The organism is Marivirga salinae (assembly GCF_030503855.1).
GTDB lineage: Bacteria > Bacteroidota > Bacteroidia > Cytophagales > Cyclobacteriaceae > Marivirga > Marivirga salinarum.
Genome location: NZ_CP129971.1, coordinates 696,797 through 720,655, shown reverse-complemented (window position 1 = coordinate 720,655; position 23,859 = coordinate 696,797). Strand labels below are relative to the sequence as shown.

22 protein-coding genes are annotated in these 23,859 nt (G+C 34.9%); 12 read left to right on the top strand and 10 right to left on the bottom strand.

The features are described 5' to 3' along the window. Positions 1 to 21: 21 nt before the first annotated feature. Positions 22 to 360: a HepT-like ribonuclease domain-containing protein gene (locus QYS49_RS03065; RefSeq protein ID WP_308350168.1), complete on the bottom strand. Its 339-nt coding sequence runs from the start codon at positions 358 to 360 to the stop codon at positions 22 to 24. Further along, positions 350 to 658 (bottom strand): nucleotidyltransferase family protein, encoded by a 309-nt coding sequence (locus tag QYS49_RS03060; protein ID WP_308350167.1) that lies wholly within the window; start codon positions 656 to 658, stop codon positions 350 to 352. The genes QYS49_RS03065 and QYS49_RS03060 overlap by 11 nt, the downstream gene beginning before the upstream one ends. Positions 659 to 900: 242 nt before the next feature. Between QYS49_RS03060 and QYS49_RS03055 the strand changes: the two genes are divergently transcribed. Next, a complete protein-coding gene (locus QYS49_RS03055) occupies positions 901 to 1,104 on the top strand; it encodes a YwbE family protein (protein WP_308350166.1) in 204 nt (67 codons plus the stop codon). Positions 1,105 to 1,277: 173 nt separating this feature from the next. Here the strand turns inward: QYS49_RS03055 and QYS49_RS03050 are convergent, their stop codons facing one another. Continuing rightward, positions 1,278 to 2,735 carry a S41 family peptidase gene (locus QYS49_RS03050; RefSeq protein WP_308350165.1) on the bottom strand — a complete coding sequence of 486 codons (1,458 nt, stop codon included), beginning with the start codon at positions 2,733 to 2,735 and terminating at the stop codon, positions 1,278 to 1,280. 457 nt (positions 2,736 to 3,192) lie between these two features. On the opposite strand from QYS49_RS03050, the gene QYS49_RS03045 reads away from it, so the two are divergent. Next, positions 3,193 to 3,591, top strand: coding sequence for an ArsI/CadI family heavy metal resistance metalloenzyme (locus tag QYS49_RS03045; RefSeq protein WP_308350164.1), 399 nt, complete (start codon positions 3,193 to 3,195; stop codon positions 3,589 to 3,591). 17 nt (positions 3,592 to 3,608) lie between these two features. After that, entirely contained in the window at positions 3,609 to 4,118 is a 510-nt protein-coding gene (locus tag QYS49_RS03040) for a sigma-70 family RNA polymerase sigma factor (RefSeq protein WP_308350163.1), read from the top strand. A gap of 51 nt (positions 4,119 to 4,169) precedes the next feature. Here the strand turns inward: QYS49_RS03040 and QYS49_RS03035 are convergent, their stop codons facing one another. The 3 genes from QYS49_RS03035 to QYS49_RS03025 all read right to left on the bottom strand — a co-directional run bounded on the left by QYS49_RS03035 (position 4,170) and on the right by QYS49_RS03025 (position 9,170). Next, positions 4,170 to 6,002, bottom strand: coding sequence for a T9SS type A sorting domain-containing protein (locus tag QYS49_RS03035; protein WP_308350162.1), 1,833 nt, complete (start codon positions 6,000 to 6,002; stop codon positions 4,170 to 4,172). Between the two features lie 365 nt (positions 6,003 to 6,367). Continuing rightward, positions 6,368 to 8,035: a formate--tetrahydrofolate ligase gene (locus QYS49_RS03030; protein ID WP_308350161.1), complete on the bottom strand. Its 1,668-nt coding sequence runs from the start codon at positions 8,033 to 8,035 to the stop codon at positions 6,368 to 6,370. A gap of 76 nt (positions 8,036 to 8,111) precedes the next feature. Next, on the bottom strand, positions 8,112 to 9,170 hold the full coding sequence (locus QYS49_RS03025) for a flavin monoamine oxidase family protein (protein WP_308350160.1): 1,059 nt from the start codon (positions 9,168 to 9,170) through the stop codon (positions 8,112 to 8,114). 193 nt (positions 9,171 to 9,363) lie between these two features. Between QYS49_RS03025 and QYS49_RS03020 the strand changes: the two genes are divergently transcribed. The 3 genes from QYS49_RS03020 to QYS49_RS03010 all read left to right on the top strand — a co-directional run bounded on the left by QYS49_RS03020 (position 9,364) and on the right by QYS49_RS03010 (position 12,046). Beyond that, entirely contained in the window at positions 9,364 to 9,816 is a 453-nt protein-coding gene (locus tag QYS49_RS03020) for a hypothetical protein (protein WP_308350159.1), read from the top strand. Between the two features lie 59 nt (positions 9,817 to 9,875). Beyond that, positions 9,876 to 10,694, top strand: a complete 819-nt coding sequence (locus QYS49_RS03015; protein ID WP_308350158.1) for an SDR family oxidoreductase — start codon at positions 9,876 to 9,878, stop codon at positions 10,692 to 10,694. A 152-nt stretch (positions 10,695 to 10,846) separates the two neighbouring features. Next, on the top strand, positions 10,847 to 12,046 hold the full coding sequence (locus QYS49_RS03010; protein WP_308350157.1) for an MFS transporter: 1,200 nt from the start codon (positions 10,847 to 10,849) through the stop codon (positions 12,044 to 12,046). Here QYS49_RS03010 and QYS49_RS03005 read toward each other — a convergent pair. Beyond that, positions 12,036 to 13,169 carry a DUF3137 domain-containing protein gene (locus tag QYS49_RS03005; RefSeq protein WP_308350156.1) on the bottom strand — a complete coding sequence of 378 codons (1,134 nt, stop codon included), beginning with the start codon at positions 13,167 to 13,169 and terminating at the stop codon, positions 12,036 to 12,038. The genes QYS49_RS03010 and QYS49_RS03005 overlap by 11 nt on opposite strands. 323 nt (positions 13,170 to 13,492) lie before the next feature. On the opposite strand from QYS49_RS03005, the gene QYS49_RS03000 reads away from it, so the two are divergent. Both QYS49_RS03000 and QYS49_RS02995 read left to right on the top strand, forming a co-directional pair. Beyond that, the gene (locus QYS49_RS03000) at positions 13,493 to 14,176 is read left to right on the top strand and encodes a hypothetical protein (RefSeq protein WP_308350155.1); all 684 of its coding nucleotides are present in this window, start codon (positions 13,493 to 13,495) and stop codon (positions 14,174 to 14,176) included. Between the two features lie 93 nt (positions 14,177 to 14,269). After that, entirely contained in the window at positions 14,270 to 14,998 is a 729-nt protein-coding gene (locus QYS49_RS02995) for an NYN domain-containing protein (protein WP_308350154.1), read from the top strand. A 200-nt stretch (positions 14,999 to 15,198) separates the two neighbouring features. On the opposite strand, the gene QYS49_RS02990 is transcribed toward QYS49_RS02995, so the two are convergent. After that, positions 15,199 to 15,762 (bottom strand): DUF4256 domain-containing protein, encoded by a 564-nt coding sequence (locus QYS49_RS02990; protein WP_308350153.1) that lies wholly within the window; start codon positions 15,760 to 15,762, stop codon positions 15,199 to 15,201. Positions 15,763 to 15,950: 188 nt separating this feature from the next. On the opposite strand from QYS49_RS02990, the gene QYS49_RS02985 reads away from it, so the two are divergent. From QYS49_RS02985 to QYS49_RS02975, 3 genes are all read left to right on the top strand, one after another. Next, positions 15,951 to 16,526, top strand: a complete 576-nt coding sequence (locus QYS49_RS02985) for a methyltransferase family protein (protein ID WP_308350152.1) — start codon at positions 15,951 to 15,953, stop codon at positions 16,524 to 16,526. Between the two features lie 196 nt (positions 16,527 to 16,722). Further along, positions 16,723 to 17,478 carry a 2OG-Fe(II) oxygenase gene (locus QYS49_RS02980; RefSeq protein ID WP_308350151.1) on the top strand — a complete coding sequence of 252 codons (756 nt, stop codon included), beginning with the start codon at positions 16,723 to 16,725 and terminating at the stop codon, positions 17,476 to 17,478. Between the two features lie 10 nt (positions 17,479 to 17,488). Then, the gene (locus QYS49_RS02975) at positions 17,489 to 18,265 is read left to right on the top strand and encodes a class I SAM-dependent methyltransferase (RefSeq protein ID WP_308350150.1); all 777 of its coding nucleotides are present in this window, start codon (positions 17,489 to 17,491) and stop codon (positions 18,263 to 18,265) included. A 10-nt stretch (positions 18,266 to 18,275) separates the two neighbouring features. Here QYS49_RS02975 and QYS49_RS02970 read toward each other — a convergent pair whose 3' ends face one another. Both QYS49_RS02970 and QYS49_RS02965 read right to left on the bottom strand, forming a co-directional pair. Next, positions 18,276 to 20,801: an ABC transporter permease gene (locus QYS49_RS02970; protein WP_308350149.1), complete on the bottom strand. Its 2,526-nt coding sequence runs from the start codon at positions 20,799 to 20,801 to the stop codon at positions 18,276 to 18,278. Positions 20,802 to 20,811: 10 nt separating this feature from the next. Next, positions 20,812 to 21,504 (bottom strand): ABC transporter ATP-binding protein, encoded by a 693-nt coding sequence (locus QYS49_RS02965; protein ID WP_308350148.1) that lies wholly within the window; start codon positions 21,502 to 21,504, stop codon positions 20,812 to 20,814. 170 nt (positions 21,505 to 21,674) lie between these two features. Between QYS49_RS02965 and QYS49_RS02960 the strand changes: the two genes are divergently transcribed. Next, positions 21,675 to 23,585 carry a CocE/NonD family hydrolase gene (locus QYS49_RS02960; RefSeq protein WP_308350147.1) on the top strand — a complete coding sequence of 637 codons (1,911 nt, stop codon included), beginning with the start codon at positions 21,675 to 21,677 and terminating at the stop codon, positions 23,583 to 23,585. Positions 23,586 to 23,859 lie beyond the last annotated feature (274 nt).

The window sequence follows — 23,859 nt, the reverse complement described above, 5'->3', positions numbered from 1 at the left end:
ATTAAGTTCTTATCGATTAGGCTATTTATCTTTCAAATCTTTGATTTCATTTGCTAGAACAGGAATGTTATTTTGAATTATACCCCATAGCATTTCGGGTTCTACTGAATCATAAGCATGTGAAATTATATTTCTTAAGCCAATAATATTTTTAGATGAAGTAATTTTAACATTGGGTTTTATTTCGATTATTTTTCGAATTGCTTCCCCTATAATTTCTAAATCCCTTTCCACAGCTCTTTGGATAATTATATCTGTAGAAAAGTTATGAAAGTTATTAGCAGTTTTCTGTTTTATTGCTTCAATCTCCTCAATCACACTCTCTACATCTAAAATGTATTTGAGAAGTTTAGGCTGCATAAAGATCTACTTTAGATTGATAAATCTCTTCTTTCAATACAGGGTTTTTTAATGAATTTACAGAAAGTAGGTCAACTTTTCGATCTAGAATTTTCTCTAATTTTTCTAGCAATGAAAAATAGTTATCTGCGTAATCTAAAACATCCAAATCTTTAGAGAATTGAACAAGAAAGTCTATATCACTCTTATGGTTCATTGAACCTTTTGCGGCTGATCCAAATAGTGAAATTGATTCTACACTGTGTTCTTTGCTCACAGCAATAATCTCCTCAAGCTTATTTTGAACTAATGCTACCATCTATTCAAAGATAATTGAAAATTTGAATCAATCCTATATTCTGTATTTGCAATTATTAACTAATAACTTGCTTGTATTTAAATTTGGATTGGAAATTTGCAAAATGCAAGCTGACGCTATCGCAGATTAATAAATTTTGACGATGGTTAAAGCATCCACTTCGGATCATTGTTAATCAAAGATCTTATTTAGCTTTAATTTCCATTAAATTGCACTCCATTTACGACCCAACTTAAAAAGCTATGCCAGACGGAAAAAACAGAAATAATATAAAAATTGGTGATGAGGTAGAGATTGTGCAAAAGCAAGATCAGCGAAGAGGTGATCTGACCAACGGATTTGTGAAAAAAATTTTAACCAAATCTTCATTTCATCCGCATGGGATAAAAGTGATGTTGGAAACAGGGGAAGTGGGAAGAGTGAAGGAGATAATTGAGGAGGAATAGTTAGCAAAGAAGTTTTCTTAACGGGTAATAATAACTCAGGCTTCATTGCAAATGAAACAAAGCTTTTTTTCATTTGAATGCTTTAATAGAGCATTGAGTTATTTAAAATGCAAAAAAAAGGTAGGCACTTTACCTACCTTTAGTTACAAGGAAACTTTATAATTACCTTTCATTTACTCGATTTTTTCACTCTCTATTAAGTGCTTCATATGTTCAATTGCATAGGATAAAACATCATCTTTTTCGTTTACATACACATCAGGAGCTATACCATAAGGATCAATTGGATTTTCCTTGATATCAGTTGCCCTAAAGGATGAAGGGAAAACAACTTGAAAACAACCGATATCTTGATAAATGCCATTAAATCCGTCAACTACACCGGCAGTATTTTGACCATAGACCACGACTTTCTCACTTTTATTTGCACGATAAACGAAAGTTTCTCCAGAACTGGCCGTTCCTTCATCAGTTAGAATAATCACCTTTTTTGGGCCTTCGTAAAGGGTGTCCGCTTGGAATGTCCAGTGTTTATTTGGGTTTTTAAAATAGGCTGTTCCTTTATTTGATATAAAGCTTTCATATGTCTTCTTTTCCTGCACAGCATACTCTTCAACGGAGAGACCCTGATTGGCTGCCATAGCCGCTATAATCATTTCAGTATTATATTCACTCAACCAAAAACCATTGACCGGTAATTCAATAGGGCCATTCAGAACGTAAGGTAAAACCGGAAAGTATGTTCCATCATTACCTCCACTATTTCCCCTTACATCAACTATCATAAAATCTGAATTGATAATTTTATTATGATTTGACTGCAATAAACTATCTAAAAAAGAGGGCTCAACGGAATAAAAATCAGGAAGTCTTAGATAGGGTATGTTATCAATATAAGTGAGGTGAAATTCATTGAATTTTGATTGAATTTTGTTTTTAGATTGCTGTTGCTTTACTTCCGGCCATACCTTTTTCCACTCACCTAGTCCTTCCACTTTAAGTGAAGATTTATTTATGAGCTTAGCCGTGAATTTGCTTATTGAATGATCACTCATTAAATAATTGCACTCGTAAGTTCCTCCAGTCCCTAAAGTCAGTTCAAACTTGACTTCTGTTTGTTCCCAATTTGGGTTATCACTGCTCAGAATGACTCCTACGTAATCTCTGCTACGATCAGACTCTGAGGTATTCGGGACAATAGCAACTGTATAACTGCCACTTTTCCAAATGCCAAAGATTGGATTCAAGTTGTAGTTATTTGCTTTATAGGTGTTTTTAAATTGCTTCTCATTAATATTTATATTTTCATTGTAAACTTCCTTTTGACCGGAAGCTATAATGTAAGTGTGGCCATCACGGAAGAAAGTCAAGTATTGTTCTAAAATAGTCTTGCAATCATTCAAATCAACTGTTTTATCTGCTTTATCACGTATCGCAGCTTTATGAGCGTTGTATAATGTTCTGTTTTCATCTGTGACTTTATACATGAATAAAGAGTAATTTTCTTCATAAGCTTTTACTGCTTTTTCAAATACACTTTTACATTCACAATCCTGAGCTTGTAAAGAATACATTGAAATTGTCCACACTGACAATGCCATTATGGTTTTTAAAAATAGGTTCTTTTTCATTTGTTTTTATAAGGTTAATAATTATTTGCTTCTTTAATGATCTTAGATCCACTATAGATCCTGTTTATATAATGACCTTTTGCTATATAATTCAAATTTTTATTCACAACTGAAACCTAAAATCATCTATCGATAGGGAAGGGACTTTGAGGGTTTTGAATAGTACTTTTTTAAAACTAGTGATTTCTTACTAAAATCAAACCTTTGAAATAAAGTTTTTATTTATAAGCAGCAAGTTTTTCTAGCTTTTATGCTATTGAAGAAAGAAGCTTGCGTAATTGTATTCTCTAACTTTTAAGCACTCACTGGTTCAAGCGTCCGCTTGGACTGGTTGGATATCTATACATAATTCCTCGATTACCGAAACGAAATTCTAAAGTCCTAAAAAAGAAAATTTAAAAAATGTGTCTTTTTATAAATGTCTCCGTCATAGGGATGAATTTTAAATATAAAGGAGATGAAAAGAATACACATTATGTTGAACGTAAGTAGCTTAGAAAATGCTAAGAAGTTTTATTCAGCTTTATTGGGAACAGTTCCCACTAAAGAAAAAGACGATTATTTACAGTGGAAGATTGACAATCCTAGTCTGAATCTAAGTATTAAAAGTAATGCAGCAGAAGCTTTTGGAGTAAATCACTTAGGCATTGAAGCCAGCTCAGATAAGGAACTGCAAAGCCTTTACCTTCAAGCAAAAAATGCTAATGTGGCCATGGAAGAAGAAGGTTTAACTAGCTGTTGCTATGCAAAATCACAAAAGTCATGGGCAAAAGATCCAGATCAAAATGAATGGGAATTATTTACCACTTATCAGGACAACCCTGGGTATTATGAAAGTGCTGTTGCATTGAAATAAATTTCAGATATTGAAATATGAAAGAAGAATGTAAAGCTGTTTTTCCAATCTACTTGGAATTTAAGGATGAAATCCAGCGCCATATCCTGAAGAAAGTCAAATCCAAAGAAGTAGCTGAGGATTTGACTTCTCAGTTAGCTCTTAAGTTATATAGTTCTTGTGAGAAACTACATGATGTTAATAATCTGCGAGCCTGGATTTATCGTATAGCCTCCAATACTGTAATTGATTACTTTAGAGATGAGCAAAAGAAACAAAGTCAATCCATATCGGATGATTTATTAGAAGATGAGGATGAAGATTTTGTAAATATTGCAGTGGAGAATTGTGTGTTGCAGCTGTTGGAACAATTACCTGATAAATATAAGGAGGCCGTGAGAATGTCTGATTTGGAAGGTGTAAACCAAAAGAAGATTGCGGAGAAATTGAATATTTCCTATTCAGCTGCGAAAATGCGGGTGCAAAGAGGAAGGGAATCCTTAAAATCTAAGTTCTATGAATGTTGTAGTTGTGTAACAGAGGGATAATTGAAAGAAAAAAGCACGAGAGCAAAACCTTCGTGCTTTAAAAATTTATTGTTATTCCTTCACAATTCTTTTAATCGATTTTTTACCATTGAGGGTAATTTCACAAATGTATATGCCTTTTTCCCATTCGGTAATATCAACTTTTAATTGTTCTTCTTTCGAGCGTGCATTAAATACTTCTTTGCCTGAGAAGTTGCTAATATTTACTGCAACATTATTCAAAATTTCTTCTTTTGAAAAGTCAAACGTCACATAGTCTTTTGCAGGGTTCGGGAAAATATCTACCTCAAGTTCCTCGGTTTCTATTGGGTTAACATCTGCTTTTCCTCTAATAGAATCAAGGGCAATTCCAATCACATCATCGTCTACGCCTATAATTTCTCTTTGACAGCATGCTACTTTGAAGAAAATATCCACCGCATCCCAATTTGGTCCAACCGCCAATCTAAATTTATAGACTTTATTAGGTCGCAATTGATACCCTTGCGGCAAAAAGTCAGTTATATCAATATCATTAGGAGCCTGACCGTTACTTACCCATCCAGAATGCAGAACGTTAATATCTGTCCAATTCATAAGGTCAAATTCTGAAAGCCCAACAAAATAAGCATCCTCGCTGCAACTTGCAGAGCCATCTACCAATAAATCATCTACCAGGCACAATTCAGCTACTTCTATCGGGCCATACATTGAATTTAGTTCCAGCATTTGGTTTGGATATCTGAATTCAGCCGCAGCAGTAGACTCACTACCTATTTCACATTCTGAGCAGTTAAAAACCTGATAATGTGGTTTTCTGTAAGTATGGAAATCAGTAGCCTGATTGCTTTTGTCCCCAGCAATAATAAACTGACAATTGTTAAAAGCAGGTGCCCATGAACCGTTTATATTTCCATCTTCAGTATATAGACGAACATGGCTATTATTAGCATCAAACAATCTTGCATAAGCTTTAGAGTTATCTGTCCATGAAATAAGCAACTGATCGTTAGCATCCACATTCACTTTTACCAACCTTCGGGTACTAACCGTATAAGTATTATTTCCTGAAATTCTTTTAACTCCTGAAATTGCATTCACATAAAAAATATCCCCGTTTTTCCTTAAAGCTACCTGATGTGAATTGTTTTCTCCCAGACTTACTCTTTTAAATCCGCCATAAAAAGAATGGTTTTCAACAACAGGGGAAATAGCAGGTGTAGCAGCATTATATTTATACTTTTTGATTTTCGCTAAATTGCTAGCATCAACACCTCTTGAATAACCAATCAATATATACCCATCTTTATAGTCCATTGAATGTGCCCTAAGTTTGTTAGTTGGAAGATGAAGATGCGTCACATTATCCACTCCAATTTCTCCATTATCGGCAAGGCTATTCTTATAACTTTTAATCTTTAATTTATCACCATCAAAGAGTGATACTAATACATGGTTATTTTCTGTGATAGCTAAATCAAAATAATTACTTGGGTCATATTTGTCTACAATGGTTTGTCCTACCATAGTTCCGGATAAATTATATTTCTTCAAGACAAGTCTGTTATTAGGGCTGTTGTATTGCAAGCCCAAAACATAAATGTAGTTATCGGCTGATATTTTAACTCTACTCACAGTCTGACCTATGTTTAGCACTTGTATATTCTGTACTAATGGTGAGCCAAGATTATCAAATATTGTCATATATGTCCCCGAGCCACCAGCAGATGTACTAGGGTTTTGGTTTCCAAAGGTAACCACCATATAATTGTCATTTAAATCGCTATCTACGTTCCAATGTGGCTGTGAATAGCCGGTAACGGGTGTCGAGGGTTTAACTACTAATTGTGCAAAGCCCGAATTAGCGAATATTAGGGCGATGAAAAGTAAAATGTAAGTTTTCATAATTGTTAAATTTATTGGGTTAAAAATTTATTTAGTGGAGAGATCCCTCTCTCCGGTTTTGATTGCAATCACCCATATATCAACACATCTTGTTTTTGTTACCCTTGTTAGGAATTTATTTCTTAAAGATTGATAGGGTTTTAGAGGCTAAAAAGAGGAGTGTTTTGGAGAAATGGAAACAAAAAAAGCACGCAAATTAATGCGTGCTTAAAGTTTAATATGTTCAATAATTCATGAGACAAATTATTTTATAATATTAAACGGCTACTTTTTAATGAATTGAAATGCGATTTTAAACAGCTTTGCCAGAAGAAAAATAAAGATCCCGTATACTGTGACTTAATAAGAAATTATTAACCCACCGGCTAAAACAAGCCCGTAATCTTCCCCTCTTCATTCACATCAACTTGTTCTGAAGCGGGATGAGCCGGCAAGCCTGGCATTCGCATAATTGTTCCAGTTATAGGAATAATAAAACCTGCTCCAGCTGCAATTTCTATTTCTCGAACGGTGATGACGAAATCTTTTGGTCTTCCTAACAACTTTGGATTATCGGAAAGCGATTTTTCGGTTTTAGCCATGCAAATAGGCAAATTACTCAATTCTAAGTTTTCAATTCTTCGTAGATCTGCAATTGCCTTACTTGCATATTCCACTCTTGTGGCACCATATATTTCCTGGGCTATTTTGGCTATCTTATCTTTTACCGGACTTTTCCAGTCGTATAAAGGTTTAAAATGGGAAAGCTCTGCATTTACGGAATCGATTACTAGGTTTGCTAAACCCAAGGCTCCTTTTCCTCCATCTGCCCAAACATCTGTTGCCGCGGCTTGAATATTTTTTAGTAGAGCAAATTTTAGAACTGCATCAATTTCTTCTTCTGTGTCAGTATTGAATTTATTGATGGCAATAATTGGCGTGATTCCAAATTTCTTCACATTTTCAATATGTTTTTCCAGGTTTGGAAATCCATTTTTCAATACCTCTAAATTTGGTTCTTTGAGTTCTTTTAAGTCCGCTCCGCCATGATATTTCAGTGCACGAATAGTAGTAGTTAGCACCACAACTTTTGGTTTTAAATTAGCGCTTTGACATTTAATATCCAAGAATTTTTCTCCACCCAAATCAAAACCAAAGCCTGCTTCGGTCACGGTATAATCTGATAAAGACATCCCCATTTTGGTGGCAATCACTGTATTAGTTCCTTGCGCAATATTGGCAAATGGCCCACCATGAATAATAGCCGGATTTCCCTCTATAGTTTGAACGAGATTGGGTTTGATGGCATCCTTTAACAAGGCAGTCATAGCACCTTCTGCTTTCAGATCTCTTGCATAAATGGGTTTTTTATCAAAAGTATAGCCGACAAAAATATTTCCCAGTCTATTTTTCAAATCTATTAAATCAGAAGAAAGACAAAGAATGGCCATGATTTCTGAAGCGGCCGTAATATCAAATCCCGTTTCTCTTGGGATTCCATTGGTTGTTCCACCCAATCCTACCACGATATTTCTCAAAGCACGATCATTCAAATCCATAACACGTTTCCAAGCAATTGTCCGCGGATCAATCCCTAAAGAATTGGTCTTGCTTTGCAGATTGTTGTCAATTATTGCCGAAAGTAAATTATTAGCTTTTTCAATTGCAGAGAAGTCTCCAGTAAAGTGAAGGTTAATATCTTCCATAGGAAGAACCTGCGCATTTCCTCCACCAGTTGCCCCGCCTTTCATTCCAAAAACAGGCCCAAGCGAGGGCTCTCGTAAAACCACTGTGGTTTTCTTTCCCAATTGATTTAAGGCTTCGGAAAGCCCTATTGACATGGTGGTTTTACCTTCCCCACCAGGTGTGGGTGAAATAGCCGAAACAAGAATTAAATTACTTTGATCAATCTTGTTTTCATCAATTAAATCGATGGGTAGTTTGGCTTTATACTTGCCGTACATTTCAAGGTCTTCGGAACTTATCCCTAATTTTTCAGCAATTTGCTGAATATGTTGCAGTTTGCTTTTATTGGCTATTTCTAAATCTGTCATATGCTTATTTTTAGAATGCTAATTTACCCCCCTGTACTAATCAAATTTATGACAGAGATCAGGCTATTTGCTGATTTTAATTCACTTTAGTTTTTTCAGTTATTATTTTAAATGTCCTTTCTCCTGCTTCAACCGCTCCATCCATATAACCGGGAAAAGTTGATGCACTCTCTGAACTTGAAATGATTAATTGATTGTTGAAAAAGGATTCCCTGAAAATAGGATGTCCATTATTTTGATGGGGCTGCATAAAAATTTCTTTTGGCCATTTTACATAATCATCTTCTGACCAAATGTATTCATGGTAGCTTATTCCCTTTAGCACTTGCTCACCCAAAATATTTGACAATTGTTGAAGAACTAACTTTTCCCTTTTTTCCTTAGTAATTTCTTTAAAAGCGGGATTCAAAAAACCGCACAAAGCAAATTTATTTTCTTGCTGATTAGAATGATCATAACATTCAATGAAAGGACCATAATTGCTCATGATAGTAGCTGAACTATTATTCTCTCTCCAAAAAGGCTGTTCAAATTCTACGGCTGCTTTTATGGAATCTTCCATCCAGGTCTGAGTATTTTTAGCCGTATGTTGTAATTCTTGAGGTAAAGCTGGAACAAAGTTGATTTGATGCGACCAGATTTTAGGAGGCACGGCTAATATTACTTGATTAGCTCTATATTCTACATTATTATCTGCTGTGACAACTAGTTCTTCCTTTTCCTTTCTAATTTCTATAACTCTAGTATTAAATACAATGTCTTCCTCCTCAAGGTTGCCATATAATTTCTCTATCAAACTTCTGCTTCCCCCTTTTATGCGGTATGTAGGTTCCTGTTGTGGGAGTTTGTATTTTCCATGATGAGGAGAATCAGGGTCATCGTAGTAGTAATATTCACCTTGAAATTGGGAAAATGCAGCGATTTCGAGTTCATTGAGAAGCCGGATAAGATTTTGGTGTTGTCTTCCAAACCAGGTGGCGCCCATTTCAATAGTCGTTTCATTTTCTGTGGTTTTTGTAAATATTCTACCACCTATTTTGTTTTTGACTTCTACTATTTTGAAGGGTATTTTAGCCTGCTTAAGTTTATAAGCGGTTACTAAACCTGACAATCCTGCTCCTATGATTATAATCATTCTTTAAAAGTAGATAAACTATACAGTTTTAAAAAGGTCAAACTTGTCCTGTTTTGAAATGTTTAAATTATAACGCTTCTGAAATCCAAATAGCAAGGTTCTACAATAGTTTATCCGTTTTTTTTAATAAAAGGAATCAACCTTTTGTTAAATTCCTGTGTCTTAATTGAGTATTGAACCAATAATAAGTACCATGAAAAAAATCACCCTTATTTTTCTTACAGCTATTATCCTTTTTGCTTGCAAGGAAGGAGACGAAAAGCCTCCATTTGATAATATAGAATTCTATGAAAATCACGAAGCTGCGAACTGGACAAAAGAAACCGCAAAAGTTCATCTTCAAGGAAAATGGAAATTAATTTATACCTATTGTTGCCCAATGTCTCCAAATAGTGGCTGGGTGGCTGTAGATGATGACCACTTTATATTGGAATTTAAAGGCGATAGTGTTCAGGTTTTTACTGATAACAATCTCGAACAAATACAATATTGGGAGTTTGATGAGCGATATGAAGATGCTTTCTACCTAGAAACAAATGAACCTATTTCAAACACATTTGGAACTATTTATTTTTCTGAAAATTATATGTTTTTTAATGCCTCTCCTTTTGATGGGTCAGATAATTATTTTGAAAAAGTTGAATAGAGACTGCAAAGGATAAAAATTTACTCAACTATTTCCCTCAAAATAAGTTGGGTATTGATATGAGCAATACAAAAACCATCGCTATAACAGGAGCCACATCAGGAATTGGGTTGGCTACTTCTGAAGAATTATTAAAAAAAGGACACCACTTAATATTCTTAGTCCGCAACACGGAAAAGGCCCAAGAAGTAATTGCTGATTGGGATAAAAAAGAAAATATAAGCATCATAAAATGCGATTTGGCAGACCTTAAATCCGTCAGAAAAGCAGGTGAAGAACTCTTGCAGAAAACCGATAAACTGGACGTATTAATCAATAACGCTGGAGGCACATTTAATGAGCGATTGGAAAGCAAAGATGGCTTTGAATTACATTTAGCAGTTAACCATTTGGGACATTTTTTACTTACTAAAATAGCGATGTCTTTACTGGAAAAAAGCAATACTAAAGTAATTAATGTGAGTTCAGAAGCTCACAGAGCTGGAAACCCCAATTGGTCTGATATGAATTTAAAGAAAAAGTATTCCACCATAATGGGATATGGAAACGCAAAATTATACAATATCCTATTCACAAAATCATTAGCAGATAAGGGGTTGACCTCTTACGCACTCCACCCAGGAGTAATCGATTCAGGTTTTGGAGATTCATTGCCAGGCTTCTTTAAGTTGATGTGGAAACTTGGAAAACCCTTTATGAAATCTGCCCGAGAAGGCGCTTCCACTTCCATTTATTTGGCGACAAATGATCTGCCAGCAGATAAAAATGGGGAATATTTTAAAGATCAGAAAGTAAAGAAAGCCTCGCCTATTGCCAATAGCAAAGCCTCAAGAAATAAACTTTGGGAAGAAAGTGAGAAAATGGTGGAGGGGTTTTGAAAAAGCCTAAGGTTTGAGGTGACTCACGCAAAGTCGCAAAGGCGCGAAGACCACGCAAAGTAAAGTTTCTAAAGCAAAAACTTTGAAAAGATTATGGGGTTATATTTGATAGCAAATAATATCTTTAAGGTTCAAATTGAGATTAGAACTTCATGAACCCACCTATTCGAATTCTTCCCATCATTGTTTTCTCTCAATTTTGCTGCACCTCTCTTTGGTTTGCAGGCAATGCGGTGATGCCAAATTTATTATTAGATTTTAATTTGGCTCCGACTGCCTTAGGTAGTCTGACTTCGGCTGTTCAGTTTGGTTTTATCATCGGTACCTTGGTTTTTGCAGTTCTTTCCATAGCGGATAGGTTTTCTCCTTCTAAAGTCTTTTTCTTCTGTGCATTGATTGGGGCAGTTTCTAATTTGGGTGCAGTTTGGGGAGGAAATACTTTATGGAGCTTGATTAGTTTCCGTTTTGTAACTGGTTTTTTTTTGGCAGGAATCTATCCTGTAGGCATGAAAATAGCCTCCGATTATTATGAAAAAGGTTTGGGCAAATCTTTAGGATTTTTGGTAGGTGCTTTGGTTTTAGGAACCGCCTTTCCACATCTTTTAAAGCAAATTACCCAAAATATTGAATGGCAATTGGTCATTTACATCACTTCTGCTTTAGCTGGATTGGGTGGAATTTTACTCTTAATCTTAGTTCCAGATGGCCCCTTTCAGAAAAGAAGCCAAAGACCTGATTTTTCAGCTTTCTTTCAAGTTTTTAAGAAAAAGGAATTTAGGGCATCCGCTTTTGGCTATTTCGGTCATATGTGGGAATTATATGCTTTTTGGGCATTCGTCCCCATTATTTTAATAGCTTATCAAGAACTTCATACTATTACAGAATTTAATATTCCGCTCTTATCCTTCATCATAATCGGAATTGGAAGTTTATCCTGCATAGCCGGTGGATATATTTCAGAGAAATATGGTGCAAAAAAAACCGCTAGCACTTTCCTTTTGCTATCTGGCTTATGTTGCTTAATATCTCCTTTAATAATCCTTTATACTCCAGCAGGGACATTTATTTTATTCCTGATTTTTTGGGGGATGGTTGTGATAGCTGATTCACCGCTATTTTCAACTTTAGTCGCTACTCATGCACCTGCCGAAACAAAAGGAACTGCTTTGACCATAGTGAATTCCATTGGCTTTGCCATTACCATCGTCAGTATTCAGCTTTTAAATATCCTCCGATTAGAAATTAGTCCTGTCTTTTTATACATCATTCTGGCAATTGGGCCTGCTTTAGGGTTGTGGGGTTTGTTTAAGGAAAAAAAGTCTGACGTAAAGCAGAATAATTTTAATTATTAGAGGTAGCTTTTGGGATAATTTGGGTCATCTGCTCCATCAGTAAATTTAATTCTTTAATCTCTTGATAAAATTTTGCAGTTCTTTCTTCATCTACTATACTTTTCAGTAAATCTGGACTAAAAAAGTTTCTATCAAAAGGCTTTCCGAAATAGGCTTTATTACCAATAATTGAAAAATAGATGGTAGGAAATTGATAATTTCCTTGTAAATGACCTTCAATTTTATCGTTGTAGGTTTGCTCCTTTTCCCAATCTGTAATTTTTAAAAAGAAATCCATTAAACCTCCCTCAAGTAAAGTTTTTGCTTTTTCTTCATCACTGCTATAGATTAGAAATTGTTCATCAAAATAGCCGTCACCAGTTTCCACTTTTCTTAAAGTTTGGGAAGTTTTTACATCCTCAATGTACCAATGAGTGTATTTGTTCTTAGCAAATTCTTTCTGGAATTTTGAACCTTTTTGGATAAATCGCTTTTTGTCATTTTCTTCTTTAAAAGAAGGATTCGGTCTAATAATTAAAGAATCTATTATAATTTTTTGAAAATCAGCAACTAAAAATACGCCTTTAAAAATTGCATGACTGATGTCACGCATATGCCCATCCTTGTCCGGCTTCTTAACTTTAACCCCTAACCTCATTTCAGAAAAGCGATAATCTGAAAATGAGTTTGAACCCTCAAATAAATCATCTCCATTATAATACTCTATATTCTCCTGAAACAATTCGCTGTCTTTTATTTCTTCTTTGGTGATTGATTTTTCTGGCTGATATTTCAAATTAGAATTGAAATGATCAATGATAGGAGCCACTATTTTTTCTTTAAATGGCTTTTTAAGTTTCAACATTTTTTTCATTGCAAAATGACTTCCAAAACCCCACCCAAAAAGTGAAAAAACTGGTGCAAAAATGGCAAAGGCTTTTAAAAAATCAGTAAAGCTACCTTCCTCTTGCATGGCTTGCACACCTATTGAAACTAAAAGAGCAATACCCAAAGCGATAATGACACCTTTCTTTCGGTCTTTTTTCATTTTATTTTCAAAAACCAAACGTTCTTTTTCAATTTTCTCAAGTTTGTATTTTAGCTCAGTTTTATAAAACTCCTTAAATTCCACATTTATTTCCATAAAATTTAAGGTAATTGATATGGAGAATAAAAGCAAAAGAAGTTTGATTGGCTTTCTTACTCCTTTAATAGGAGTCTATAAAACTCATTTATCTTAAACTAATTGGAACTTGCATTATCAACAATTCAATGTGAACACAAAATTAGTGTGGTTATTTGATGGAATAATTAGCAAAGTATGAAACCACTTTTTTAATGAATTGGATTAAACAATAACTTAACAAAAGAAATAATTTTAATTACAGTAAAAGTTTTAGTTGCATTTTTAACAAATCAGATGTATCCTTAAACTTAAATTTAAATAAATAGACCAACCTTAAAAAGATGGAAGAAAAGCCAAATAAGCAAAACAGTCCAGGTAAACCTGAAAATAGGCCCGCCAAAAAGCCTTATTATAAGAAAAGATATAAACCTCAGCCAACAAAGAAGAAATTTTGGAGTGCGGATAAAATTGTGAGTTTATCGGCCATGTCGATTGCACTTTTTACTTTAGTGGTGTTGCTATACCAAAGCCACATATTAAATAAACAGTATGAACTAACTGTAAAACAGCAAAAGGCATCCGTTCTCCCATATATTCAATTATTTAATGGAGGTGGTGAGAACTGGTATTCGATAAAAATCCAAAATAAAGGTCTTGGACCTGCCTTTATTAAAGGCTTATATATTAAAGAAGGCGATTCAACTTTCTTTCATTATAATCTGTACAACCTTTATGAGGAACAAAATAGCGACACAGTCTATAGCTATAATTCTGGTTCTATATTTGACGGGCTTGTATTAAGTCCAGGAGAAGAATGGGAGCTTTTTTCAGCTGGAGGCGGTAGCTCTGGTTTAGCTAAAATTTCTAACTTTTTTGATAGTTACTTTGGGAGAGGCTCAAAGATAATTTTCATTGAATATGAGTCTGTATTTGGAGATACATGGATCACAACATCAGGGCTTGAAAACAAGACCAAGGAAGAATATGGAGACTTTGAAGTCTTCTATTATGATGGGTACAAATAATTTTATTACCTATTCTAGATGTAGAAAAGTTGCTCCTTCACCAACTAAATTCCAATTTAGCAGTACTAGATAATAGCATCTAAAATTTATAATATGGAAATAAATTTAGCAGTATTAATCGATGGAGATAATATTCCTTCAGCCAATGTAAAAGAGATGATGGAGGAAATTGCTAAATATGGTAATCCTACCATCAAAAGAATTTATGGCGATTGGACAAAGCCAAACTTAAGCAAGTGGAAAAATTTGTTGTTGGAAAATGCAATAACACCCATTCAGCAATATGGTTATACCACAGGTAAAAATGCCACTGATTCTGCCATGATCATAGATGCCATGGATATTCTATATTCACAAAAAGTGCACGGTTTCTGTTTGGTTTCCAGCGACAGTGATTTCACTCGTTTAGCTACACGACTGCGTGAAGCAGGAATGAAAGTTTATGGAATTGGAGAAAAGAAAACTCCTAACCCATTTATAGTAGCATGCGATAAGTTTATTTACATAGAAATCCTGAATAATCAAGTAGAAGAAACAGAGGATAAAAAATCAAAATCAAAACCTGCTGTAGATAAAGTTACACAAAAGGAAATCAAATTAATTGCAAGCACAATTACCGATGTGGCAGATGATGATGGCTGGGCATTCTTAGGTGATGTGGGAAACCTGCTCCAAAAGAAACAACCTAATTTTGACTCTAGAAATTATGGGTTTGCAAAATTAACACCGCTTATCAAATCCCTTAAAAACTTTGAAATAGAAGAGCGATTTGGCAATAAAAATAATTTGAAATTGGTATATGTGAGGTTAAAGAAGAAGTGAATAGGTGTGTAAGTGAGTAAGTTTTTAAGTGTTGAGGTTTTTAGGTTGACAAGTAAGCTAGATGCTGAGTAAGAAACCGACTTTTTAGCCAAGGGTCTATTTTTTGAGTTTTTTCAGTTGCAAAATTCTAATGAAAAATCAATTTTCATTAGAAGCCTATTATCTACTCTTCAGATGAACTCCCCATTAAAATGTTCGAATTATATCTTGAGCAAAGCTCGGAAACCTCTAGCACCATAATAAGAATCAGCGCCATTATGATAAATAAAGACTCTTCCGAATCGGAAATCTCCAAAGATTGCACCTCCGAGTTTTCGGATATCAGCTGGTGTTTTCAGCCAGCTTGAAGTTTTCTGGTCGAAGCTTTCAAGGCTTTGCAAATGACGATATTGAGTTTCATCTAAAAGCTCAATTCCCATTTCAGAAGCCATATCCAATGCACTGGTTTTAGGCGGATATTTTTTCCTTGCTTCTAATGCTTCACGGTCATAGCAAACGCTTCTTCTGCCTTTTGGGCTTTCAGGGGAGCAATCACAAAAGATATACTCATTTGTTTTTTCATCAAAATCAATAACATCAGGCTCTCCTCCTGATTTTTCCATTTCATTTAATGACCATAACTTATCAGGATTAGCTACTAACTTTTCCTGAATATTATTCCATTCAAGTTTTTTGTGCCTGTGGAGGTTTTCATCAAAGCGATTTTTTAAGGTCTTGATTAAATCTTCCATTTCTTCTTTGCCTAGAGTTTTATTGCCATCCATGAGACTAATTTATAAAATTCTTCTTCATTTTTCTGGTATTCCCTAATGATTGCAAACATGATATCAAGGATAATTTTATTCTCTCTTTAATTAAGCAAATTTAATTTCCGAGATCACGTTCTGATGTTATTTTGTGTTATAATATTATCCGTAGAATTTATTTCTACCTTTATAAAAATAGATTTTTTATGTCTGATATAATTGCATATCTGCCTATCATTTTTGCTTGGATGCTATTTGGTATTCTTCATTCTGTTCTTGCCTCTAATTTGATAAAGGAGAAAATAAGTTTAAAACCCGTTAATTACCGAAGGCTTTATAACATTATTTCTATTCTTGCAGTACTATTTATATTTTTCTTAGGAAGCTTGATTCCTCCGCAATATTTCCTTCCTAAGGGACAGGCTACTAAATCCGTGGGGTTGATTATTGCTACCTTCGGATTTTTATTGGCAAAATTGGCTTTTAAACCTATTAGCTTTTCTCAATTTATAGGAATAAAAGAAGAGGATGAACCCAAATTAATAACCAAAGGTATTTATGCCAGAATGAGACACCCACTTTACACGGCTTTAATTTTAGGCTTAGTGGGTTTTGTCATTTTTAATCCTACTTACACACATTTAGTACACGCAATTTGTATTCTGATTTACCTGTTTATTGGGATACATTATGAGGAAAAGAGATTGATAGCCCGCTTTGGAGAGAAGTATAAGAGGTACAAAGTGCGAACGCCAATGCTTTTTCCTACATCATTTCGTTGAAATTTTATAATATTACTTATAATTTTGGCACTTTTTAGAAAAAAAAAGGGTTTATGCATTTGATTACACTACCGTTTTGGGGTGTTTATCGAAATATTGAGAAAGTAATAGAAAATTAAATTTAAATATTTTAAATTTTATGTGAGCAAACTACATTTGAAGTGTATATTTGCGCCACGAAATTTTAAATTCCTTTATGGAACTTATTCAAAATAAGCATTTTAGTCAAGAACAAATCGATCAGTACAAGGAAGAGTTCGAATCTTCCAAACCTTTTCACCACATCATTCTGGATGACTTTTTGTCAACAGAAACTGCAGAGAAACTTCATAATTTCTTTCCTGAGGATGAGCTTTTCAATAAGCCTAAAAAGGACAGGCATGAGAATAAACTGGAGGGTGATAAGTTTGAGGAATATCCTCGTTTGTTTAACCTGCTGAAAGAGGAGATAGCAAAACCACAGTTTCTGGAGTTTATTGAGAAAGTAACGGGCATTAAAAATGCCTTTATTACTAACGATGGCTTTGGAGTAGGCATTCAAAAAGGAAAAAAAGGTTCTTTTGAGGATGTTCATGTGGATTTCAATATTCATCCTGAGAAAGATGTTCAGCGTAGATTAAATTTACAGCTTTATCTTACGCCAAGATGGAAGCCAGAGTGGAACGGAGCTTTAGAAATGTGGAACGGTTGTGTTTCCAAATGTAAAAAAGCGGTTTCTTGCAGGTTTAATAGAGCGGTTATTTTTGAAGTGAAAGATACTTCTTATTATGGCTATACTAAGCCTTTGGAATGTCCCGATAAAGCGGAAAGAAAAATGTTTTCTGCTACTTTTTATACCAAAAAAGAACAGGAAGACATTAAATTTCACGATACCATTTTCCCAGAGCATCAAGAGGAAAAACCACAACCATCATTTTTTGAAAGTATTAAAAAGGCTTTAAAAGTCGGCTAAGCTAAATATTATGTCCAAAGTCTCAACCACAGAAATCACTTCTGATTCTATTGCATCAGACAATCCTATACATCAAAGATTATTGGCAGCATATGTTTATGCACAACCACAAATTGAAGGTGAATTATTGGAGATTGGTTGTGGAACAGGAAGAGGTTTAGAGATTTTAGTGAATGCTGCAGATCATTATACGGGCATAGATAAATATAAAAGTTTGACTGAGGAATTACAAAAGGAATATCCTCAAGCAAAATTTATTTCTATGCATATTCCGCCTTTGAAGGATATAGCTGATAATTCTTTTGATACCGTGGTTTCTTTTCAAGTGATAGAGCATATCAAGGATGATAAGACCTTCTTAAAGGAAATTCATAGAGTATTAAAGCCAGGTGGAAAAGCAATCATTTCTACTCCAAATAAGAAAATGACTTTGACACGAAATCCTTGGCATGTTAGGGAATATTTTGCTCCTGAGTTAGAGGAGTTATGTAAATCCATTTTCTCAAAAGTAGAAGCCAATGGAATTGCAGGAAATGATAAGGTGATGGATTATCACGATAAAAACCGAGAGTCAGTTAAGAAAATCACCCGTTTTGATATTTTAAATCTTCAATACAGATTACCAGCCCCACTACTAAGAATTCCTTACGAGTTTTTAAACAGACTTAACCGTAACAAACTGGATCAAGCTGATAATTCATTGGTAAAATCAATCTCCGTTGCAGATTATTTTGTGAATGAAAAGGCTGAAGAAAGTTTAGACTTATTTTATACTCTGACGAAATAAGTAAACTCAATTAAACTTCTTTTCTCAAAATTTCCAAAGGCGGTTTATTCACCACCGATCTACTATTCGTCAATCCAATGAAAACGGTTAGCCCTGTAATAGCAATATAGGTAATCAAGACCGCCAATAGATTTGGAACAAATACAGTATCAAAGCTAAAATAAGCAAGTCCCCAAGCGGATAAAATAGCTATAATGATGCCTGTTAAACTTGAAATGCTTCCTAAAAAGAAATATTCCATAAAGTTTATGCGAACAATTTGCTTTCGGCTTGCACCTATAGTTCTTAGTAAAACGGCTTCTTGCATTCGCTGGAATTTGCTGATATTAACAGCACCAATTAGTACAATTACACCTGTTATAATACTAAAGAAAGCCATAAACTGAATCACAAAGGAAATTTTGCCTAATACTTCATCCACGGTTTTCAATATCAAATCTAAATCGATGATGGAAATATTAGGAAATTTACTCACTACTTTTTGTTGGTATTGAGCTGATTTTTCCACTTTTTCATAGCGAGTAAGTAACACATGGAATTTTGGAGCTTCTTCCAGTACTCCTTCAGGGAAAACTACCAAGAAATTGGTTTGCACACGTTGCCAATCGATTTCTCTGATGCTTCCAACATAGCATTGGATCAAAGCACCCTGAACATTAAATGTAAGTGGGTCTCCCAATCCAACTTTCATATCTTCTGCCAATCCATCATCCAAGGAAATGAAGATAGAGTCATTTGAATTTTGAACTTTACCCTTCCATTCTCCTTCTAGAAGCGTTTCGGAAGCTATTAAACTATCGCGATAAGTCACTCTGTATTCTCTTCTAAGCACCCAATTTCTCACTCCAGCCGTAGTGTCTTCACGGATAGCCTCGACAGATTCTCCTTTTATACTGTGCAATTTCATAGTAACTATTGGCACTTCCTGAATAACAGGTAAACTGTCATTTTTGGTTATATCGATCACCTCATCCACTTGGTCGCTTTGAATATCAAAGAGCACCATATTGGGTTGATTCTCACTGCTGCTTAATTTGACTTTATCTAAAAGCAAATCCTGACTCAACATTAATGTGGTAATAAGGGCTGTGCCTAATCCAATGGTGACTACCAAAATTAAGGTTTGATTATTCGGTCTGTATAAATTTGCTAAACCTTGACGTGTTGTAAAAGGGGCTTTTTCTGGAAAATATTTTCTTACTGCCCAAATAATTAATTTACTAACTCCCATCAAAATTAAAGCAGCAACCAACAATGAAGTAGTAAATACAGCAGCTTCCTTAAGTGAATCCAGCTGAATATAAGAAAAACCAAAAACGAATAAAACCACTAGAACATATACAAATCGGCTGGCTTTGGAAGTTTTTCCCCAGCCTAAACTTCTCAATACATTTAAAGGAGAAACCTTACGGATTTGCAAAAGCGGAACTAAGGCAAAAAGCACAGAAGCTAATAATCCAATTAAAATACCTTGGAAAAACGAGCTATAGCTAAAGCTTAATTCTATTTCAAATGGCAAGAAATCAGCAAAAAGTTGAGGAAGAAAATACTGAATGCTGCTTCCGAGCAAAGAACCAATAATTGAACCTATCAAGCCAATGATTGCAATTTGGATTAAGAAAATCCACATTCCCTGTAAAGAAGAAGCTCCCAAGCAACGCAAGATAGCTACTGATTTCACTTTCTCCTTCACATAAACTTGTACGGAACTTGCCACACCTATACAACCCAAGAGTAGTGCTATAAATGCAGTTAGATTCAGAAATCCGGTTAAATCGGAATAAGCATCTCCCAATTCTTCTTTTCTTTCTTCCACATCATCAAATCGGATTTCCTCTTTTTCTAACCGGGGTTTTAAAACCTCATTAAAATATTTTTGATCATCAACTCCATCAGGGAATTTCACATATAGTTTATAGTTGATTCGGCTTCCTTTTTGCATCAAGCCTGTTTCTTCCAGCTTTGAGAACGGAATAAAAACAGGAGGAGCTACGGTTGTGGTGATTGCCGATTGCCCTGGCGTTTTATTGATTTCTCCTGCAATGGAAAATACTTGATTCCCTATTCGAACCGAATCATTAGGACTCACATTAAACTGCAGCATTAAAGACTGGTCTACCAATGCTTTTTCACTTGTATTGTAGTTTTCCGCAGATTCAAAAGGAGTAGTTTCTATTTTACCATAAAAAGGGTAATTAGCTTCTACAGCTCTCACATTGATTAGTCTAGTCCCACCATTTTTCGGGAAATAAACCATACTGGCAAAAGCTCTTTCCTCAGAAAGTTCTAAGTTTTCATTTTGCAGAAATTGATAAAGAGAATCAGTAAATGGACTTCTACTTTCCAGTTCCACATCAGCGCCTAAAAGCTCTTTGGCTTCTGAGTTGATTTGTTGAGTAAGGTTATCTCCAAAAGAATTAATGGCAACTAGTGCAGCTATTCCTAACACTATACTGCTCATAAAAAGAAATAGACGAGAACGATTTCTGCGGCTATCGCGCCAAGCCATTTTCAATAACCAATTTAGTTTTTGCATGAGAATGGTTTTAAGCTTCTTCTGTAGTTAAAGTATCTTTGATAAGTTTTCCTCCTTTGAGCTGGAGGATTCGGTCAGTTCTCTTTGCTAAATCAGGATCGTGAGTTACTAAAACCAAAGTAGTACCTAATTCTTTATTCAGATTAAAGATAAGAGCTTCAATGGTTTCTCCAGTTTCCTGATCCAAGTTTCCAGTTGGCTCATCAGCAAATAATATTTTAGGTTGGTTGGCAAAAGCCCTTGCAATGGAAACTCTTTGTTGCTCACCTCCTGAAAGTTGAGAAGCATAATGATGCATTCTGTCCCCCAAGCCTACTTTTTGAAGCAAATCAACAGCAATTGGTTTAACGTTCTTCTTGCCCAATAATTCCAATGGCACCATCACATTTTCCAAAGCAGTAAGAGTGGGTAATAAATTAAAGCTTTGAAAAATAAATCCTACTGAAGCATTTCGAACAGCAGCTCTTTCGTCTTCAGATAATTTTTCTAATTGCTTATCATCTAGGGTAACTGAGCCTGTTCCGGCTTCATCCAATCCAGCACATAATCCAAGTAAAGTAGTTTTACCGCTACCAGATGGCCCAATAATGGCACAACTGCTGCCCGGTTCTATTTCGAAATTAATATCCGAAAGTACTGTTAATGATTTCTCTCCTGATTTATAGGTTTTACTTAGGTTTTGAACTGCTAAAATATGATTCATCTAAATTTATATCTGCTACAACTTATTGGCAAACGGTTGAAGGGGAAAACAGTTTAAGGAAATTTATGGATGGTAATTTAAGTAATAACCACCCATCAAAATTTAACCTCAACCCATCCATCTAAAAGACTTATTTGCTAACTTATCATTTAAAATAAATTTTATTCAAAATGAAGAAACATATTTTATTATTTATCGGCTTTTGCCTGTTTTTAAGTCCTTCTGCTTTGGCTCAAGAAGAAGAAAACAGTTATGTAAAGGAGAATTATAACAAAGAGGAAGTTTACATTCCTATGAGAGATGGCACTCGTCTTTATACTGCCATATACACACCTAAAGAAAAAGGGAAGCATCCGATCATGATGCAGAGAACATGTTACAGTATTGCACCCTATGGTCCTGATCAGTATAAGCGTTCTTTAGGACCATCTCAATATTTAATGGAAGATAAATTTATTTTTGTTTATCAGGATGTGAGAGGAAGATGGATGTCGGAAGGTAAATTCACCAACATGACTCCTAATATTCCCGGAAATAAGCACAAAAAAGAAGCTGATGAAAGTTCTGATACTTATGATACAATAGAATGGTTATTGAAACATTTGAAAGGAAAAACAAATGGAAAAGTGGGGCAGTGGGGCATTAGCTACCCAGGTTTTTATACAGCTGCAGCATTACCAGATGCTCATCCAGCCTTAAAGGCAAGTTCACCTCAAGCACCAATTGGAGATTTTTTCTTTGACGATTTCCATCACAATGGAGCTTATTTGCAAAGTTATACAGCAGCCTATCCTGTTTTTGGTTACCAAACAGAAGAGCCAACAACAGAATCTTGGTATAGTGAAGCTTTTGCTAGAATGAGAACTGCTAATGCCATAGATGGCTATGATTACCATCTTGACATGGGGCCATTAAAAAACATTACCGAAAAGTTACACTTTGATAATGAGTTCTGGGAACAAACGGTAGAGCATCCAAATTATGATGAGTTCTGGCAGAAAAGAAGTATTATTCCACACTTGGATGATATTGACCATGCTGTGATGACTGTTGGTGGATGGTACGATGCAGAGGATCTATATGGCCCTTTAAATATTTACAAGACTATTGAAAAAACTAGTCCTGATGCTTATAACACCATCGTTTTTGGTCCATGGAGCCATGGTGATTGGGCTAGGGAAAAAGGCTTTCAAGCTGTAAATCATATTTATTTTGGTGATAGTATTTCTACTTTCTACCAGAAAGAAATAGAAAGAACTTTTTTCAATCATTTTTTGAGAGATGGAAAAGGAAAACCTAATTTACCAGAAGCTTATATGTTTGATACTGGTTTGAAAGAATGGCAAAAATTCGATGTTTGGCCACCACAAATCCCAAAAACTTCTTTAGGATTTGCTCAAAACGGAAAACTCTTAATTAATGATGAAGGCAGCAATGAAGACGAGTTCAGTTATGTTTCAGATCCAGCCAAACCAGTTCCTTATACTTCCTTTACGGAGCCTTTATCATTTACGCCTCGTGCATATATGACGGATGACCAGCAACATGCTGCTCGAAGACCAGATGTTTTGGTTTGGGAATCGGATGAATTGGAAGATGATTTAACCTTAGCAGGGGAAATTGCCGCTAAATTGAAAGTTGCCATTTCTTCTACTGATGCTGATTTCATAGTAAAAATCATTGATGTATATCCTGGTGCGCATGAAAGCTATGAGCATAATCCCGAAAATATTGTGATGGGAAATTATCAGCAATTGGTAAGAGCGGAAGTTTTCAGAGGAAGATTTAGAGACAGTTTTGCTGACCCTAAACCATTTGTTCCCAATGAGGAAGATGAAGTAGAAATAGCACTGCAAGATATTCTTCACACTTTCAAAAAAGGACATAAAGTGATGGTGCAAATACACAGTACTTGGTTCCCTTATATTGATAGAAATCCTCAAAAATACGTGGATAATATCTATAAAGCCGAGGAAGAGGATTTTATTAAAGCCACAATAACTGTAAAAGGAGATTCAAAAATTGAGATTGGAGAGTTAGAAACAACACCACAATCTTTACAATTAGAGTTGGACAAATAATTTACAGTTAATACATAATTAGAAAGCCACTTGATGAAATTTTAAGTGGCTTTTTCGTTTCATAGTTTTGGAAAATTCAATTTGAGGTTAGCACTTCAAATGGCGATTACCTATTTTTGATTTATATGAAATAAGCATAAATATTCGAGGGCAAATTTTTATAAATTGACTGGTGCCTGCCAACATGCAGGCAGGAATATTTCTTATGAATTCCATTACCTGTCTCGATTTATCGGGATGGCAACTAAAATCTATCATATACACATGAAATGAG